The following is an 18501-nucleotide window of genomic DNA, read 5'->3' as shown; positions in this document are numbered from 1 at the left end:
GTTTAAATACTGCCGCCCGGAGAGATGGTAAAACCCACGTCAACCATTCGGGGCGCGACTTCTTCGCCGCGCAGCCGCGCCAGCAGCCGCTCGGCGGTGATCTGCCCCATGCGTTCACGAGGGGTCAGCACGCTGGCCAGCTTGGGCTCCATAGCCTGGCCCATATCATGGCCGTGGAAACCGGCAATCGCCATCTGTGACGGAATATGCAATCCCTGACGCAGGCATTCAAAAAATGCCCCGGCCGCCAGGTCATCGTTGGTACAAAAAATACTGTCCATTTGCGGATAATCACGCTGCGCCTGACGCATCAGTTCACCGCCCGACGTATAGTTCGAGGAACGCGTTGTCATGACGCTATAAGGCTCCAAACCTGACTCCCGCATTGCCTGCTCATAACCCTGCTGCTTGATCAGCGTACGCTCATCCTGACGCGCACCGAAGTACACCACGTGGCGATGACCACGGGCAATAATTTGCTGAGTCATCTGCCGTGCTGCTTCAAAATTGTTAAACCCTACCGCCAAATCAACGCAGGGTGAGACGCAGTCCATCATTTCGATCACCGGGATACCGGCAACTTCAATCATCTTTAATGTCCGAGCAGAGTGATTACGCTCCGACAGGATCAGTCCATCGATATTGTAGGACAGCAGCGAGGTCAGCCGCTGCTCTTCACGCTCTGCGCTGTAACCATAGTGCGCCAGCATGGTCTGGTAACCGTGAATATCGGTAACGCTCTCAATCCCGCGCAGCACTTCTGCAAAAACCTGGTTGGTTAATGACGGCAGCAACACGCCAATGGCACGGCTTTTGGCGTTTGAAAGGATATCCGGCGCGCGGTTGGGGATATAGCCCAGTTCATCCAGTGCAGCAGAAATTTTCTCCTGCAACAGCAGCGAAACCTGTCCCGGATTGCGTAAATAACGGCTTACCGTCATTTTGGTGACACCCACCCGGTCGGCGACGTCCTGAAGTACTGGCCTTTTTTTCTTCATTTTCAATGAACTGGGATCAAGGGAACAAGCAGAAATTTTAGCAAAAAATGCCCTCATTTGGCACAAAAACAGTATCCATGCGCTAAATAGCTGGGCAAAGTGCGACCTGCGATATCATTTCTGCCAATTCGGTCATTAAAAGCTGAGATGGAAACAATTTAGCCCGTTTTTTATATGCCGATGAGATTTAGCCCGATCTCGTTTGCCTGGCCAAAGGTTCGCCCAACATCAGCCGGGCGAAACGGGGGATTAAAAACGGTAACCTACACCGATATTAAAGCCATTAATGTGGTAGCTTTTAAAGTCATCTTTAATACGTGAGCCTTCATAGCCCAGATCCAGCATCAGGTTTTTCGTCGGATTAACCTGTACCCCAAAACCATACATTACGGATGTTTTTCTCATATTGAAGTTTTGCTGATAAAGGGTAGTGGAATTATTCCCTTTGCCAGACTGCACAAAATTGGCATCCACTTTATTATAATTTAACCCAATCAGACCGTATAAACTGACATACTGATTAATACGATAGGCAGGGCCGGCGCTCAATGAATAATATTTAAAATTTTCTGTGGTACGGTAGTTATAGGTGCTAGTGCTATCGAAAAAGTCTTTGCTTCCTGACATATAAGTCAGTGAACTTATGATGCTCAGTGGCGAGTCCCACTCATAGCGATATTTCATATTGATGCCATTAATACCCGACACATCCTTTATATCGCTGTGAGCATAGCCCAAACTCACCGTCGAGTTACTGGCGATCGCCAGAGGCGATAAAGTGATTGAACCAATAAGCAGAGCAAATGCAGTCAGTTTTTTCATAAATCATCCATAAAGTATCGCACCCCGTCTAGTCCAGACGAGAATTAAATAAATAAATGAGTTCCGGATAGCCATTAAGGTATCCAGAGGGAACACTCTAGCATGAGAAAATAAAATTAAAACCATTTCCTCTGCCGAGAAGTAAACAAAATAACAACGGCCATTTCATTGAAATAAATAAAACAAACAGGAAAGGGTATCAATAGTTCAACTGACAAGCTGACGCTACTTTATATGATAGTGCATCCGGAACATGGCCAAACACCCCGCAATAGTCCGTGGCGCAAGGCCATACTCATCCGAAAAAAGTTATTCTGCTATCTTCGGCTCAAAGCTGCAGTGGGTGTGGGACGTAGCGGTACAAATAGCGATATCATCCTGCTGATCAAGCCATTTATCGGAGAGTTTAAAAGAATACAACTTATCTTCTTTACCGAGAAAGGAAATATTCACCCGGCCATCGCCCTGAGTTTTATAAGTACAGTTAATGCCCTCTCCACCATACATTTTTACGCGTGTCGCTTGTAAAAAATGATTAATATCACGTGAGATCAGCCCACTCTGGCTGCCTGCCCACTTGCCGTTTTCATCTTCAAAAGATATTTTTTTACAGTCGCCCTCATCACAGCCTTTCTGCACGGAAGTTACCGACGGACAGCTGGCCGCCCACACCGCAGGGGATAACAGCACCGTTAATAAAATAAAGCTTGTTGTTTTATTCATAGAATACTCCACACTTTAATTAATATTAAATAAGAAGGATTTTTAACGACAGAAAAAATTCTTCATAAATTATAAAGTATGTGCACGCCGTCCCCTGTAGTATTTACAGTGGCTATTTATTTAATCTATTAGCGTTTAATGCACAAAATAATGGTACACCAGCGATCGTCAATATAAGTTCAACTGGTTACAGGCACGGAGGTTCCCACCAGCAAAGAAATCGGCAAATAGAGTCAACGCCCCTTTCATCCCATAAAAAAGGGCGACTCGCGTCGCCCTGATATTGGCAAAACCAGCAACTTATACCGGCGGCAAATCAAACAGCAGAATTTCGCTGTCTTCTGCAGCATGCAGGGTCAGCGCCGTTTCATCCCAGATAGCCAACGCATCGCTGGTAGTGACTGTCTGACCATTGATGCTCAGATTGCCTTTAACCACCTGGATCCACACACGGCGATTGGCCGCAATGCTGTATTGGCTCTCTTCACCCTGTTGCAACGCCCAGCGGGAAAGCTCCATATCCTGGAAGACCTTCAGTGACCCCTCGCGGGCATCCGGCGACAATACCAGTTGGCGGCCCTGTGGCGCATCAAAAATGCGTTGCTCATAGCGAGGTTCCAGCCCTTTGGTATCAGGAATAATCCAGATCTGATACAGGTGCAGCGGGCGATCTTTATTACCGTTATATTCAGAGTGTTTTACCCCGGTCCCGGCACTCATAATCTGAAACTCACCGGCCTGGATCTGCTCTTTGTTACCCATGCTGTCCTGGTGTTCAACCGTCCCCGACAACACATAGGTCAAAATTTCCATATCTTTATGCGGATGGGTGCCAAAACCCTGACCGGCATCGATCACATCTTCATTAATCACTCGCAGGGCCGAAAAGCCCATAAAGTTCGGATCGTAATAATCGGCAAAAGAGAATGTATGCCAGCTATCCAGCCAACCATGGTTAGCGTGACCGCGGTCTTGTGCTTTGCGTAAGTAGATCATGTTCAACTCTCCTCAATGTTTTCTTTAGTCTAGTCAACGCCAGAGAATAAGAAAGCGTAAAAAGTTAACCCCTCTACTCAAAAAAATTGAACAAGTTATCGAGCGCTAATGCAAAGGATTTGCAGGAATAAAACGGCTGGAAAATCAGTGCAGCAATGAAAAAAAGATAAAAAAAAGCCAGCACCCGGCTGGCTAAAGTAATACTGGAAGCAATGTGAGCAATGTCGTGCCTTCCGGAGACCCGTTTGACTACGATGAATAGTCATCCCCGGAGTGCATGGCAATAATAATCATTATCATTCGCACTTGTAAAGTGTTTTTTTCAGTAACCCGCAAATTGACTCCCGGTGATAGCGCGTTAAATTAGGAAGTTAACTAACCGCGCACAGGGAGCGTTATATGAGTCAGATCGAGATCCGCCATGTTGAACCAGAGGACTACCGGCAGTTGCAGCAGCTTTACAGTCAGTACCAGGTTTACAGCGATACGCTACAGCTCCCTTATCCTGCCGCCGGGTTGTGGCAAAAACGCATTGCGGATATTCAGCCGGGCACCTACAACCTGGTCGCCTGCTTTGGCGAACGGGTAGTAGGTCAGATCACCCTGCATATCAACCCCACTCCGCGTCGACGGCACGTCGCCACCTTTGGTATGGGCGTGCATCCCGACTTTCATCAGCAAGGGGTGGGCAGTAAATTGTTGGCGGCGGTACTGGCGATGTGCGACGACTGGCTCAACGTCAGCCGGGTCGAGCTGACGGTCTATGTTGATAACCTGGCGGCGCTGGCGCTTTATAAAAAACTGGGTTTTGTGATTGAAGGCACCGCCGAGGGATTTGCCATGCGTAATGGACAACTGGTGGCGGTGCATCATATGGGCAGAGTACGGCCTCTGCCTGTCATCTAATAGGCCATAATCCCTCTGGATAGCGGCAAATAACGCAATTCAAAGACAAGGCTATCGCCAGCGCAGCCGGTAGCGGCGGCTGGCAATATTGCTGTTTTATCCCCCTCGGCTGCGGCCAATGGCTGAAACCCCTTGCCATCGGCGCGCGGGCGAAAACGCTCGTAAATCACCCCCGCTGCGGTAGGAGAAGGGCAATGCAGCAGAGGGTCAAGATAATGCTGACGAACAGCGGGATCGAGACGCGCTACCCCGGCACCATCCTGAACCCAGACTTTCACTCCGCTGCCGCTCAGAGTTTGTAGCAGTTGGTGATAATCTTCTGGCGACATATTGCCGGCAAAAAAGCTGCTGACCGCCAGCGGCTTGTCGGCGATTTGCTTAAGATCGGCGCGACTTTGCCGCAGCCATTGCAATAATGTTTGTTGCGACTGCGGTGTACGCCAGCGCAAATCGTCAATTTCAGCACTGAGATACCAGCCGCTAATCGACTGCCCACCCAGCGCCTTAAGCCACTGGGCGGCAAGTTGACGATCGTGGGCGCGCAGGCGGTTGAAATAGCCGCTGACTGCCGCATCCGGCTGTTTTTGCCGCTCAAAGAACTCGGGATCGGCATACAGACCGATCACCAACCGTAATCCGGCAGCACGGGCGGCTTTGGCTCGCGCCTGCAACCATTGCCGATCGGCGTTCTGGCTAAAGGCATCGCCGTACTGGCTCCATTGCAACACCAGGGTATCAATGCCTTGCGCCGGTAAACGTTGCATTAATTGTTGCCATTGGCTGGCAGAAATTTGTTGGTCACGCAGTTGCGGTTGCCAGATCACGGCGTTAAACGCCTGTGCCCACAGCGGGCAAAGCAACAGCAATGCCGTCAGCAGACGAAAAGTAGCCGCCATTACCAGCGCCCTCCCAAAGTAAATATCACGCTATCGCGGTAATCCAGGCCGTTGGTCTGCGACTGGCGCTGAGTAAAGACATACTGATATTCGAGGCCAAAGCTGATTTTATGCGGCCAGGCATTATAGTGCGTCTGACCGAGCCACAGGTTGTAACGCATACCGACCCCCCCCAGCAGATCGCTACTGTATTGATCCCACTGCGTGCGATCTGACAGCGAATCCGAGACCAGTTCGGCATTACCCTGAATATGGCTGTAAGGCTCCAGTGTTTGCCCTTCATGGACTTTCTGATGCCAGCTAAGACGATAATCGGCGGTATAGTTTTCCTGGTTATTCTTCAGGTAATGTCCGGCATCCAGATAGAGATTTTGCGCCATCCAGCCGCGGCCGTTGGCATGCCATTCATCGCTATAGCGCCCACTATTAAAAAACGAGGCACTGGCGCGCAATAGGGTATCGACCCGACCACGGTGATGATCCAGTGGAACCTGTTCTTCTGCCGCCAGATAAAACACCTGATCGTGCAACGGTTTCCAGCGCAGACCTACCCCGGCCATCGGCGCGTAGATCGGCCAGTTGCCACTGCCAATACCGCTGTTGTCCTCGCCGCTATGACTGCCTCCGGCAAAAAGTCGTCCGTAGGCCGCCAGCGTATCCCCTTCTCGCAGTTGGTTATCACCGATTTTATATTGCCCCTCAAACTGGCCATAGCTGCGCGAGTTTTGCTGTGCGCTGCCGCTGGCCGGCGAGGTCGTGCTGCGGGGCGCAGAGCCTGAGTCAGTGCCTGTCCAGCCGTCAAAGGTAAAGGTCCAGCGGCGTGCGCTGTCTTCATGGATGCGACGTAGCGAAAAGCGCGTATCGGCCGCAGCCCTGCTCAGCGGCTGCGTACCGGCGGCATTGTCGATCATATCTATCGCCTGGCGGCTATAGCGCCGGGTTTGCCCACCGTCAGACAGTCGCTGATTAACATAAACCAACTGCCGAACCAGATTTTCATCATCCGGCGTGGCCCGGTTAGCCAGCGTCAATTCCTGTCGGGCTGGCGTAAACTGTCCAGCGTTAAACAGCGCGAACCCCAGCGCCGCATGGGCAGAAGCATCCTGCGGTGCCAGCGTTGCAGCCTGACGCAAGGCGGCAATGCCGGCCGGTTGCTGACCCTGTGCCAGCAGCAACTGACCTTTTAACGCCCAGGCGCGCGAGGAAGGTTGCGCGGCAATGGCCTGATCCAACGCCCGCAAGGCTGCAGCGCTGTTTCCCTGATGATTTTGCCATTGGGCTTCCAGCCAGAAATAATTTTCGCCCTGTGCCGCATGCAGACGACGTAAATCGTTCAGCCAAACGGCAAGCTGTGGCCAGTTCTGCGCCGCCAGCGCACTGTTTGCCGCCGCCAATGCATCTTCGGCGGTCAGCCGTTCGGCCGGTAGACGCTGCCAGGCAGCCACGGCGGCGGCATAATCCTCGACAGCATAGGCTTGATAGGCAAGCCCGCGCAGCATCATATCGCTGCTGTCGCGGGCAACTGCCTGCTGCCAGGCATAAAGCGCCATACCTGGTGATGAAGTCTGATAACAGCGGGCAATACGCGCCCAGGCCGTCGCATCGTAAGAGGAGCTAAAGTCACTGAGCAGTGATAAGGTTTGCTGACAGTCGCTCCCGGATTGGCTCAACAAATTGGCCTGGGCTGTACGCAAGGCTGCAGTGGGTAACGGCTGACGCAAGCGGGCGGCGCGGGCGGCCGTCAGCAAGTCGGGATGCTCGTGCAGTATCGCGCCGAGACGGTCGATCAAACGCAACCTCAATGGTTCGGAAGCACCGGCATATGACCAGCCGTCGATCAGCAATTGCGCCGCTGCTGCGGGTTGTTGCAGGGCAAGCAACTGATAACTCAGGCTGTCGAGCAGTAACCAGTCATGGGGCTGTGCCGCCATTAAACGGTTGGCGATGGCCACCGCCTGCTTGCTATCCCCCTGACGTACGCTAATTGCCATGCGCAGTGGCAATTTTTCATCGGCCGGTAATTGCGCCAACAGCCGGGCTACGCCTGCGTCATCATGTCGGGCCAATAAAGCGGGTAATTGATTCTCCGCCACATAGCTGCGATTCTCGGCAAACTGCAGAGGATAGGCTGCCAGGGCCGCCGCTGGCGTTTTGGCCCCTGTCGCCAATAAATAGAGCCAGTCGCGCTCCTGTTCCGGCGAGGAAAATTGCGGCTGATTGCTGTTTTCACGCGCAGCCAGATACTCCGCAAGACGCTGTTTTTCTGCCCGACTGGCTAAATTTTGCGCCAGGATCAGCTGATACACAGGCTTATTAAGACGCCCCTGGTTTTGTAACTCGTTAAGGCGTTGATCGTCATGCTGGGCGATCAACAGGCCGAACCACTGGTCGTTTTCGCTCTCTTTGAGCCGCGTTTGCTGGCTCAGCTGCGCAAACTGCTGATCGGCAATTCGCCAGTGTTGGCTGCCGATTGCCCGTTGAATAATCGAGCGTCGCAGGTCCATCCCCGCTTGCGAAACGGCAAAACTGCCGTTGTCCAACTGGCTAATCGCCAGATTAAACTGATCGAACAACAGCGCATGATCGCCGACGTTGCTCAAACAAATATCATTGGGGTGCGCCTGACAGGCAACATCCAACTGGTGCAAGGCACTGAGGTTATCCACGCGGATCGGGATGGCGCTTAGTGCGTCACGCACGCGGGCGTTATCCGGTGTCAGTTTGCTTTGCGTCTCCAGCACCTGCCGGGCGTTATCGGCATCACCAAAGTGGCGATAGGCCTCGGCCAGATAGATGCTGATCTGCGGATTATCCGGCACCAGTTGATGGGCACGTAAAAATTCGGACAACGCCACCTCGCGATTTTCCGTTTTCATCGCTTGCATGGCTTTTTCAATATGCGGGTATACCAGGAAAGTGCGATATTCACTTAGCCCAAGATCATCGGCAGGAGCGGCTTTAAGGGGCGAAAATGGCACCATCAGCAGCGAAGTAAGGGTAATGGCACGTAATCCCAGGGTACTTGCTTTCAGACGCAACGGTCTGGCATTCATAGCGTACTTCCTTTTAACTGGGTCAACTGCATTTTCGTCAACCCGCCCGCCTGCAGCACGTCATCCATCGTCACCTGTAACTTTTGCTGCAGATCGAGAGCCCTGTCCAGAGTGGCAGAACTGATAATCGACTGTGCCACCAGAAACTCGCCCAGCGAGCCCTGGCTACGTTCAAAGCGCAGTAAAATCGACTTCATCGCCGCGTTGCCAATATCACCCAGCGAGAGCAACACTTCGGCAAACAGAAACTGCCGCGAGGTATAGAAACGCCATAGCTCTTCGGCTTTGCGCTGATCGAGAAAACCACAGAGGATCGCCTGATCCAACTGTTGGCGATGTTTACTTTCCGTCTGGTCGAGATACCAATGACGCAACCCGACAACGACCTGTCCACGCGGCACAATGACATAGCGCACGCCGCAAATCAGCTTGCGACCAATGGCGGCCAGAGAGACGGGATCGATATCGCTTTCGGATGCCAACACCAACTGGCCGTGCTCTTCACGCAGTGGCAGGATGGCATAATGCAGGGCAACATCGGCAGGAATGCGCGCAATCAATGCCGGGTCAAGCTGCCAGGCGTCCAGCTCTTCGGCTTCGACGTTGCTTTGTTCGGCCACACCCTGCGCCAGCTGCCAGGGGGTGATCACGCCGGTATAGACCAGCATGCCACCGAGTTTCAGCCCCTGGATCGGATGGCTTAATGCCTGTTCCAGCCCTTGCGGGGTGAGGGCGTTTTGAGCCACCAATATTTGCCCGAGCGGCCTTCTGGCACGGTTGACATCGTCAACGGCAGGGAAATCATGAGTGGTTTTATCCCAGGCGACACGACGTGGGTCACCATGTTGAATCACCTGGCGAATGGCGCGCCAGTTGGCCATAAAATTAATCAGATTGCCCCAAAACAGGCGAACAACCGACAGCAGTCCCTGCGCCAGCCCATAGTAGGCAGTCACAAAGATAATGCGTTGCACAATACGGTTAATCATCAGGCAGAAGTTAATCCACAGCAGGGTGACCAGCCAGGGACCGCCAGAGAAAATCGACAGGAAATACCAGGGATCGTCCCACAGGTACTGATAGATTTGCAGTAGCACCAATTGAATCATTAACAACATGGCGCCAAAGCTTAAAAAGTTGGTCATCGCCCCTTTGCGATCGCGCCACAGAAAATAATTCAGCGCCATATTGTCGCTCCATTTATGGGTTTTAAACCCCTGGAATACGATGCCGATAACCCAACGGGATTTTTGTCGCACAGCGGTGCTGACAGTATCCGGAAAATACTCACGCACACAGATAACATTTAAAGCGCGGGCGTTTTGCCCCAGCGCCATTTTTTGGTTGGGCGCATCCGGCATTACCGGGAAACGCACAAAGATCTCTGACATCCCCTTTTTCTTCAGACGGAATCCAATATCGTAATCTTCCGTCAAACTTTGTACGTCAAAGGCAATACCATCACCGTCCGCCAATAACGCCAAAATGGCGCGACGACTGAAACAGGTGCCAACCCCGGCACTGGGGACCTGCCCGGCGATGGCCTCTCTCACCGGGACATCTTTGCCATGCAGTTCGGCAAACTCGTCGATATAGCTAAGACTGGTAAAATTTTTCCAGTTACGCTCAAAGGGGTAAACCGGTATCTGAATCAGATCCTTGCGGGCGACCAGATAATTGAACAGCCGCAGCTCCATTTTGGAAATAACATCTTCGGCATCGTGCAAAATAAAGCCATCGAAGGTGAAATTGGCACTGCGCTCAAACTGCAAAATAGCGTCGAGAACGTTATTCAGGCAATCGGCTTTGCTGGTTGGGCCGGGACGGGCACAGACCACCTTGTGCACATTGGGAAAGCGGGCGCAGACCTCGTCAACATCATGCTGGGTATCAGGATCGTTGGGATAAGTGCCGACAAAGATATGATAGTTTTCATAGTCGAGAGTGGATGCCGCCAGTTCTGCCATCGGCCCGATCACCCCGGTTTCATGCCAGGCGGGGATCATAATGGCCAACGGTTTTTCCTCAGGCTGGTACAGCGCCTGATGATCGAGGTGCGCGTGTCGCTGATAGACGGTCATGGTTCGCCAGACACGGCGGCACCAGTAGATGATATCGATAAACAAATCATCAATTCCGCTTATCAACATCATTACGGAAAGTACAATCGCGATGTACTTCAGCCCAAAGAGGTAAGAAGTGAATAAATCAATAGTCGGCCACATGAAATACCCTACTCAGATGATACAGGGTCGAAATACCAGGTTTTAAGACCTGATATTGAAATTTTTATATTTTTAGTCAGTGGTCGGGGCACCGCTGACCATACATAAAAGCCACAGTAAATGGCTATGCCGCGCACTTTATGCTCATAACAATTAAATTTCACTAAAGTATCAAAACAACTTGCTCTAAATTTGATCCAAACCAGATAAACCGGCAGATAAAATTCAACAAATAAAACAACCTGCCAATCAATCAGATTTCCACAGACTTTTCTTTAGGTATCAGGCGTAAAACCAGTGCGCCGCTCAGGCAAACCGCAAAAGCCGAGGCAAGATAGATAGCGGCAACACCGGCATGAGTCATTAATATGCCGGCTAAAGGGCCGGTGATACCGAGCGACAAATCGAGAAAAGCGGTATAGGTCGCCAACGCACTGCCCTGATTCTGTGGCGGCAATTTTTTGACGGCCACTACCCCCAGAGCAGGAAAGACCAACGAAAATCCGGCCCCGGTCAAGGTAGCCCCGAGCAAGGCCATTAGCGGTACTGCCGCCCCCCACACCATTAACAGGCCAAGGGCTTCAACCGCAAAACAGGCCAGCGCAACCTGCAGTCCACCAAACCTGTTAATACTGTCAGGAAAAAGCAGTCGCATACTGACAAACGCCGAACTAAACAGGGTCAAGGCGAAAGCTCCGCCGCCCCAGCCTTTGGCATCGTAAAACAGGGTAATAAAGGTGGCGATTACCCCAAACCCCGAGGAAGCCAGCCCCAGCACCAAACCATAGGGCAACACCTTGCCCAATACCTGATGAAACGGGATCCGGCTGGCACTGCTCCTGGCCACGCTTTCTTTACTTAGCGCCAGCAGAAACGCTGCCAGCGCAATAGCAATAATGCACAGGGAAAGCAACGCCAGGCCACCAAGGTGGACAATCCATACCCCCAATGGTGCACCGATGGCCATCGCGCCATAGGTCACCACACCGCTCCAGGAGATCACCTTGCCGATATGCAGGGATCCCACGCGGCCAATGCCCCACAGTGTAGAACCGGTACCGGCAAAACTCTGGCCGATACCAAGTAGCAGACGTCCCACACATAATAAAACCAAGCTCACCACTGGCGTACCACTCTGCCAGACGGCGAAAAGATAGAAGACGCCACTAAGCAGGCAACCGCACAGCCCTATCAGTACAATTTTTTTTGGGCCGAGACTATCGGCATAGCGTCCGGCATGAGGTCGACTTAATAAGGTGGCAAAATACTGCACACTAATCGCTACGCCGGCCCAAAAAGCACTAAACCCAAGATGATCATGAACATAGCCCGGTAACACCGCCATCGGTAAACCAATGGTCAGGTAATTGGCAAAGTTGAAGATCATTATTGCCAGGATTTGCACATTGATATTTTTGGAACCTGTCGTTTGCGAGGAAGAAGCCGACATTAAAATGCGTAATCTCACTAAGTTCTAAGACCATTTGGCAGTGATTTGACTGTCAAAACCCTGAATATGACTCTATTCGTAATAGATTATTTAATCAACGATAAGACCAGGCCTGGTTGACGACGATTGCAGACTTCTTCAGGCCGTTACAACCTGTAGAGAATAGCGCTATCGGTAAAAAGTAGTCGCCGGGTAAAGCCCATTTTTAGGGCCTTAATCAACAGCTTGCCAGATCACTATGCCGTCAGGTCAACCAGCAGCACAGACGAAAGAGGCTGGCAAAACAGCCACAAGTCGGTAGGCGCAATGGTTTATTTTTAGGACTATGGCGGGTCAGGAAAGGCGGAAGGAAATCAAATGCAAGACAAGACCTGCCGGGCAATTACTGCCGGTTATTTGCGGCTATTAACTCCGTCAATAACCTGCTTGATGTCTGCTAATAAGCCAACACCCAGTGAGAGTGAACAGGAGTAACTTATTAAAGTTAATAAATAGATCCAGGTCTTTAAATGCGAAAAACCATATATTACCGATTAATTTAACGAAAACAGATTGTTATAAACGAAATCATAAATCAACTTATTACTGGCAATGGATATAATACCAACCCCTTTCCCAGCCAACCTCCCATAAACATTAAATTTCTTTTAAAATCATAAAGAAGGAGATGATTGAATTAAATTACGCATTAGGAAGTTAATATAATTTAAATCCAACGGCAGTCTTTTAAGTTATATTAAATAAAACGCTTAACAATATTGAGCGATATCACAAATAATCCATTAAGTTCAAAAAAATATTTTTACCTTTTTATTTTTATCGGTAAATTACCGAATCTTACGGACTGTAAGATCTGGCATTAAATTAAATAAATCTAAATAAGGAACGCTATTTATGATGCGCAAATCTCTTGCTGTGCTGATCACGGCAATATTGGCAAGCACAGCAGCAAACGCTGCTGAAATTTATAATAAAGATTCAAATAAAGTAGATTTATATGGCAAGGTCGTGGGATTAAATTATATTTCCCAAAACGACAAAGAGCATGGCGATCAGTCATATGCCCGTCTGGGATTCAAAGGTGTCACGCAAATTAGCGCTGATCTGAGCGGCTATGGCCAGTGGGAATATAATCTGCAAACCAATAACGCTGAAGCTTCGCAAACCGGTAATGCTACCCGTCTGGGGTTTGCCGGCTTGAAGTATGCTGACTTAGGATCCTTCGACTACGGTCGTAACTACGGCGTGCTTTATGATGTGGCCGCCTTTACCGACGTTAACCCGGAATTTGGCGGCGACAGCTGGTCAAGAACCGATAACTTTATGACCGGTCGCGCAAATAATCTGGCCACATTCCGCGCCAAGAACCTCTTTGGCCGTGTTTCTGGCCTGAGTTTTGCCGCGCAATATCAGGGTAAAAACGAGCGTGATGCCCGCGCCAGAACCACTGCCAACGGCGACGGCTGGGGTATTTCTTCATCTTATGAAGTGAGAAAAGGTCTGGACTTCGCCATGGCCTATGCCAAATCGGATCGTACCGATCAACAGGCTCGAGACAAAAACGGCGAGAATGCCGAAGCCTGGACCGCTGGTATTCGATACAACCCCCACCAGCTATATCTCGCTGCCATGTATGCAGAATCGCGTAATATGACGCCTTATGGCAATGCTCAGTTTGCCAATAAAACCCAGAACATTGAACTGGTTGCTCAATACGCGTTCAAAGAGATCCCTCTGCGTCCTTCGATTTCCTATCTGCAATCACGCGGTAAAGACCTCAATGCCGTCAGCAACGGCAGAGACACCTTCCACGGTGGCTCGCAAGATCTGGTCAAATACATTGAAGTGGGCACCAGCTACTACTTCAACAAAAATATGTATACCTACATTGACTACAAAATCAATCTGTTGAAGAAAGACAGCTATGCTCGTGCAGCGGGCGCCAATACCGATGACGTACTGGGATTAGGTCTGGTTTATCAGTTCTGATAACCCGGGTTAATCCTCTGCAAGCTGTATAGCCTCGATCTCAGATACCGAATCTTCTCTGTGAGAGATTCGGTATCTGTCTTATCTGTCTGTAGCGCCTCGCCCCTCACATGTCCTGATCCACACTGGCAGTCTACTAACGCGTCTCCAATAAGGGCAACAGGCTGCACTCTTGCCAATATAGAGTAAAACGATGCGTTAGCTAATTATTTACCTTGCTTGGCTAGCAGCTCAATCATTATGCTCGGTTACTCGGTCATTCCGGTTAACTTTGCTTTTAATGAGGACTCCATTTTTTTGTACTCTAACGCGTACTCATAAAAAATTTCACCCGCCTGGGTCAGGCTAAATGGCCGGGTTCTGACTAGCAGTTTCTCGCCCATGGTTTTTTCCAGCGAACTCATTCTGATTGATAATGCAGAAGTGGTAATATTCAATTTCTTTGCTGCTTTTTCAAAATTGCCATTATCAATAATCGCGAGAAATCCATTAATACTCTTTGGTTCTAAAAACATGTTAACTCCTTGTTATACTCATTAGGATTAAAATAATTTATAAAGACTCTACCTAGTTTAATTGTTTGTAATACGACATAGTGGGATCATAAAAAGACATGTTATATCGATAATTCGCAGGGGAATTATTACAGTCACAGCAACTCACTGATCTCTATATATTAACGCAACAATCATGCAACAAAGGCTTTATTGCCCTATCGCTTTATTACAAATATAATTAAACGAAACATCGACAAACCCTAATAAAATTAACTTAAAAGCCTTATAACGAATAAAAATGGCTACCAGGCATATCCATTAATTAATATTAAAAAACTGAATAAAATCATATATCACTTTGATATTAAAAGACTTTTAAAATTAATGACACATAAGGAAAAATATAATTAACGACGAGGAGTTAGCAGATAAATCCTGATCGAGAGGCAGCCCGATCAGGATTGACATAATGTTAACACACTGGTGCCCGGCCCAAACGGTGTTGCCAAAGGGTTATGTCACGGGCGTAGTTTAATGACATGTTATCGCTGGTTTAATCAAATTAAAAATGAACGTTCGTACTTAGCAGGCTATTTTACTTATTTTTTCTATCAGGCTAATTTCAAGGTTACGCAGTTGAAGTGCATGCTCATACAAAATATGGCCGGTTTCGGTAAGGATAAAGGGGCGCTTGCGGATAAGAAGCGGCTCTCCTATTATTTTTTCCAATGTACTGACCCGGATAGACAACGCCGATGTCGTGATACCTAACTTTTTGGCCGCTTTCTCAAAATTGCCATTTTCAACAATTGCGAGAAATCCATTAATTCCTTTTGGATCTATAGTCATAGACATTCCTTTCACTGAAAGTTCCTGGGAGAAAGCATTTTACTAAAAAATGTAACTATTAGAGCTATAATGCTTAATAGAAAAACTAATAGGTTCGTGTTACACAATATTAAGTAAAACGCGGAAATAAATAACTTTAAACAAACCGATAAGACGGCTTGATGCTATAGGATAATACGACAATTTCTTTGAACTCGATATATATACCAAGAATAGAAAATAGCATTTAATTAAAAACGAGTAAAACCGAATTATAAACAACCGGTCCGTTTTTGCTGTGACGTTACCGGGTTCACAGGCAGCCTGGGCCAATCAAAAATCCATTGCGACATATAGACAATAAGTCTATGGTGGATAATATTTCCACATTAAGAGCCCGCTATGTCTGTCACTACTCGAACTACCCAACTCTCGACGCTGGCTAATGCAATTATGCAAGCCCATCGTTTATTGCGCCCGCAGGTTGCCGTGACGCCACTAACTCATAGTGCCCAGCTGTCAACCCAGACCGGCAGCCAGATCTATCTAAAATGCGAACACCTACAGCATACCGGTTCGTTTAAATTTCGCGGTGCCAGCAATAAAATCCTCACCCTCAGCGATAAACAGCGGCAACAAGGGGTGATCACCGCCTCTTCCGGCAATCATGGGCAGGCGCTGGCTTTGGCCGGACTGCGTGCCGGGGTACCAGTCACCGTCTACACCACTACCCAGGCGTCGCCGTTAAAACTGGCGGCTATCAAAGGTTTTGGTGCCACGGTTATCTCCCTCGACAGCGAGCCGTTGAGCGTTGAGCTGGAAGCAGCCAGACAGGCAAAAGCCCAAAATACCCTGTTTATCTCCCCCTATAACGACGCCGACATTATCGCCGGTCAGGGCACCGTCGGGGTGGAGATTGCCGAACAGTTGCCGGATGTCGATGCAGTATTTGTCGCGGTAGGCGGCGGCGGTCTGATCTCCGGTATCGGCAGCGCCCTGGCTCACCTCAAGCCAGGCACCGAGATTATCGGCTGCTGGCCGGAAAATGCCCCAACCATGCAGCGCTCGCTGGCAGCGGGTGAAATTATTGAAATGGAAGAACAGGATACCCTGTCAGACGGCACCGCAGGCGGCATCGAACCCGGCAGTATCACCTTCCCGCTGTGTCAGCAACTGGTCAATAAGACCGTATTGGTCAGCGAGCAGGAGATCCGTGATGCCATGAAACAGGTCGCACGTTACGAGCGCTGGATGATCGAGGGAGCGGCGGGCGTGGCGCTGGCAGGAGCCATCAAACTGGCCGCCGACTATCAGGGGAAGAACCTGGTGGTGGTGCTTTGTGGACGTAATATCCTGCTGGAAAAATTTCTGGGAGCCATGGCGTGAAGATCTATCAGCAACAACAAATCATCGCCGCCATGGATCTGCATATCGCCGCACAGCGCATTACGGAAGGCTTTATCGCTTTTTCACAGGGGCGGGTTCAGGTGCCACCGGTGCAAAATTTTCTTTTTGCTGCCGCTAACGGCGACTGCTGTATCAAATCGGCATGGATTGAAGGCAGTGAAAATTTTGTCGTAAAAATCTCCAGCGGTTTTTACGACAATCCAGGCAAAGGCCTGGCCAGCAATGATGGATTGATGCTGGTACTGTCGGCACAGACCGGCCAACCGCAGGCACTGTTGCAGGATGCAGGCTGGCTGACCTGCATCCGCACGGCGCTGGCGGGACAGATTGTCGCCAAAGCCCTGGCCCCTTCGCGGGTCACCGCCATTGGTATTATCGGTACCGGTGTCCAGGCGCGTATGCAGCTGGAACAACTGATGGCGGTCACCGACTGCCGTCAGGTCTGCGTATGGGGACGCCAGCCAGCCGCGCTGGAGGCTTATCGTGACTTTGCCCACGCACTCGGTTTTCAGGTCAGCACGACGCAAGATGCCCGGCAAGTCGCCAACCAATGCAACCTGATTATCACCACTACGCCATCAAGAGAAGCCTTACTGGACAGTGAGTGGATCCGACCGGGAACCCATATCACCGCCGTAGGTGCCGACAGCAATGGCAAGCAAGAACTGGATCCCCGCCTGGTGGCACGCGCAGACAGGGTGGTGGTCGATTCGGTGCAGCAGTGCAGTCAGTACGGCGAAGTGTCACATGCGCTAAAACAGGGGTTGCTTCAAAGTGAGCAGTTGCTGGAGTTGGGACAACTACTGCAAAGTCCCGAGCTGGGGCGACAAAGTGATCGGCAAATCACTCTGGTGGATTTAACCGGTGTTGCGGTGCAGGATGCACAAATCGCCACTTATGCCATGCAGGCCTGTCTGGCGGCATCTGCCGCTGCATAGTCAGGACTCCTCGCGCAGCGCCTTGACGTACTTGTAGACCGTGGCTCTGCCCATCGACAGGACGCTGGCGACATAATCAACGGCACTGCGGCCTTCAAATGCCCGTTCATGGTACAGCGCCTCCACCAGCTGACGCTTTTCTTCGCGACGCAAGCTATTGAGACCGAGATGGTTTTTATGCAACCAGGCGTGCAAGAAAGTATTGATGCGCTCTTGCCAATCATCGCGAAACAGCGCTTCCGGCTGCGGCATAATCCGGCTGGACTGAAAAAACAGATTGAGGGCATCCCGCGCCTGCTCCAGCACCGAGAAATTGAGATTGATACAGAGGGCCATCACCGCCTGCCCCTGCGCGTCACGCAAAATACTGGTAATAGAGCGCAGACGTTGCCCATCCCAGTTAAGCTTTTCATAGGGGCCAATACTCTGCGACGACTGGGCATCGCTCGGCAACTCGTCCAATGCCGAGTCATCACCAATCTGGCGCCTGGAAAGATTATTGGCAATATGCACCACCCGCTGGGTTTGCAGATCATGCAAAACCACCTCCGCATGCGGAAAAAGCAGCGTAGCAATACTGTCAGCGATAATCTGGTAGTTCGTTGGCTGCAACGCGTTGGCGCCGCTGGCGGTGCTCATAATTATTCCCGGTTTTGGCTGGTCCCGCTGATAATACAATATTAAGGATCCCCCCAACATCCCTAACTCTGCCGGGCAGCAGATAAAAAGCCCGGCACAGGCCGGGCGGAAGGAATAACTGCCGTTAAGCAAAG

Annotated in this window: 15 protein-coding genes; 4 read left to right on the top strand and 11 right to left on the bottom strand. The window is 50.3% G+C overall.

Features of this window, described 5'->3' with window-relative positions:
• Positions 1-2: 2 nt before the first annotated feature.
• The 4 genes from gntR to GW590_RS16235 form a co-directional block, all read right to left on the bottom strand.
• Complete coding sequence (gene gntR / locus GW590_RS16250; protein ID WP_169404103.1) at positions 3-998, bottom strand: gluconate operon transcriptional repressor GntR; 996 nt, start codon at positions 996-998, stop codon at positions 3-5.
• A 249-nt stretch (positions 999-1247) separates the two neighbouring features.
• Positions 1248-1820, bottom strand: a complete 573-nt coding sequence (locus GW590_RS16245) for an Ail/Lom family outer membrane beta-barrel protein (RefSeq protein WP_169404102.1) — start codon at positions 1818-1820, stop codon at positions 1248-1250.
• Between the two features lie 309 nt (positions 1821-2129).
• Positions 2130-2543 (bottom strand): DUF3757 domain-containing protein, encoded by a 414-nt coding sequence (locus GW590_RS16240; RefSeq protein WP_169404101.1) that lies wholly within the window; start codon positions 2541-2543, stop codon positions 2130-2132.
• 300 nt (positions 2544-2843) lie between these two features.
• Positions 2844-3539 (bottom strand): pirin family protein, encoded by a 696-nt coding sequence (locus tag GW590_RS16235; RefSeq protein ID WP_169404100.1) that lies wholly within the window; start codon positions 3537-3539, stop codon positions 2844-2846.
• A gap of 399 nt (positions 3540-3938) precedes the next feature.
• Here GW590_RS16235 and GW590_RS16230 point away from each other — a divergent pair, with 399 nt between their 5' ends.
• The gene (locus tag GW590_RS16230) at positions 3939-4445 is read left to right on the top strand and encodes a GNAT family N-acetyltransferase (RefSeq protein WP_169404099.1); all 507 of its coding nucleotides are present in this window, start codon (positions 3939-3941) and stop codon (positions 4443-4445) included.
• Here GW590_RS16230 and GW590_RS16225 read toward each other — a convergent pair.
• The 4 genes from GW590_RS16225 to GW590_RS16210 all read right to left on the bottom strand — a co-directional run bounded on the left by GW590_RS16225 (position 4442) and on the right by GW590_RS16210 (position 12069).
• Positions 4442-5341, bottom strand: coding sequence for a DUF4434 domain-containing protein (locus tag GW590_RS16225; protein WP_169404098.1), 900 nt, complete (start codon positions 5339-5341; stop codon positions 4442-4444). The two genes, GW590_RS16230 and GW590_RS16225, sit on opposite strands and share 4 nt — an antisense overlap.
• The gene (locus GW590_RS16220) at positions 5341-8394 is read right to left on the bottom strand and encodes an NfrA family protein (RefSeq protein WP_169404097.1); all 3054 of its coding nucleotides are present in this window, start codon (positions 8392-8394) and stop codon (positions 5341-5343) included. Before GW590_RS16220 ends, GW590_RS16225 begins: the two co-directional genes overlap by 1 nt.
• Entirely contained in the window at positions 8391-10619 is a 2229-nt protein-coding gene (gene nfrB, locus GW590_RS16215) for a cyclic di-3',5'-guanylate-activated glycosyltransferase NfrB (RefSeq protein WP_169404096.1), read from the bottom strand. The genes GW590_RS16220 and nfrB overlap by 4 nt, the downstream gene beginning before the upstream one ends.
• Before the next feature lie 253 nt (positions 10620-10872).
• Positions 10873-12069, bottom strand: a complete 1197-nt coding sequence (locus GW590_RS16210; protein WP_169404095.1) for an MFS transporter — start codon at positions 12067-12069, stop codon at positions 10873-10875.
• Positions 12070-12963: 894 nt separating this feature from the next.
• Between GW590_RS16210 and GW590_RS16205 the strand changes: the two genes are divergently transcribed.
• Entirely contained in the window at positions 12964-14058 is a 1095-nt protein-coding gene (locus tag GW590_RS16205) for a porin (protein ID WP_169404094.1), read from the top strand.
• A 248-nt stretch (positions 14059-14306) separates the two neighbouring features.
• Here the strand turns inward: GW590_RS16205 and GW590_RS16200 are convergent, their stop codons facing one another.
• On the bottom strand, positions 14307-14573 hold the full coding sequence (locus GW590_RS16200) for a LysR family transcriptional regulator (RefSeq protein ID WP_169404093.1): 267 nt from the start codon (positions 14571-14573) through the stop codon (positions 14307-14309).
• 564 nt (positions 14574-15137) lie between these two features.
• Positions 15138-15404 (bottom strand): LysR family transcriptional regulator, encoded by a 267-nt coding sequence (locus tag GW590_RS16195; protein ID WP_169404092.1) that lies wholly within the window; start codon positions 15402-15404, stop codon positions 15138-15140.
• 381 nt (positions 15405-15785) lie between these two features.
• Here GW590_RS16195 and GW590_RS16190 point away from each other — a divergent pair, with 381 nt between their 5' ends.
• On the top strand, positions 15786-16769 hold the full coding sequence (locus GW590_RS16190; RefSeq protein WP_169404091.1) for a threonine/serine dehydratase: 984 nt from the start codon (positions 15786-15788) through the stop codon (positions 16767-16769).
• Positions 16766-17728: an ornithine cyclodeaminase family protein gene (locus tag GW590_RS16185; protein ID WP_169404090.1), complete on the top strand. Its 963-nt coding sequence runs from the start codon at positions 16766-16768 to the stop codon at positions 17726-17728. The genes GW590_RS16190 and GW590_RS16185 overlap by 4 nt, the downstream gene beginning before the upstream one ends.
• On the opposite strand, the gene GW590_RS16180 is transcribed toward GW590_RS16185, so the two are convergent.
• A complete protein-coding gene (locus tag GW590_RS16180; protein ID WP_169404089.1) occupies positions 17729-18367 on the bottom strand; it encodes a helix-turn-helix transcriptional regulator in 639 nt (212 codons plus the stop codon).
• Positions 18368-18501: the final 134 nt, after the last annotated feature.

It is taken from the genome of Rouxiella aceris (genome assembly GCF_012933545.1).
GTDB lineage: Bacteria > Pseudomonadota > Gammaproteobacteria > Enterobacterales > Enterobacteriaceae > Rouxiella > Rouxiella aceris.
The sequence above is the reverse complement of the archived record's forward strand: the minus strand, read 5'-3'. Positions and strand labels throughout refer to the sequence as shown.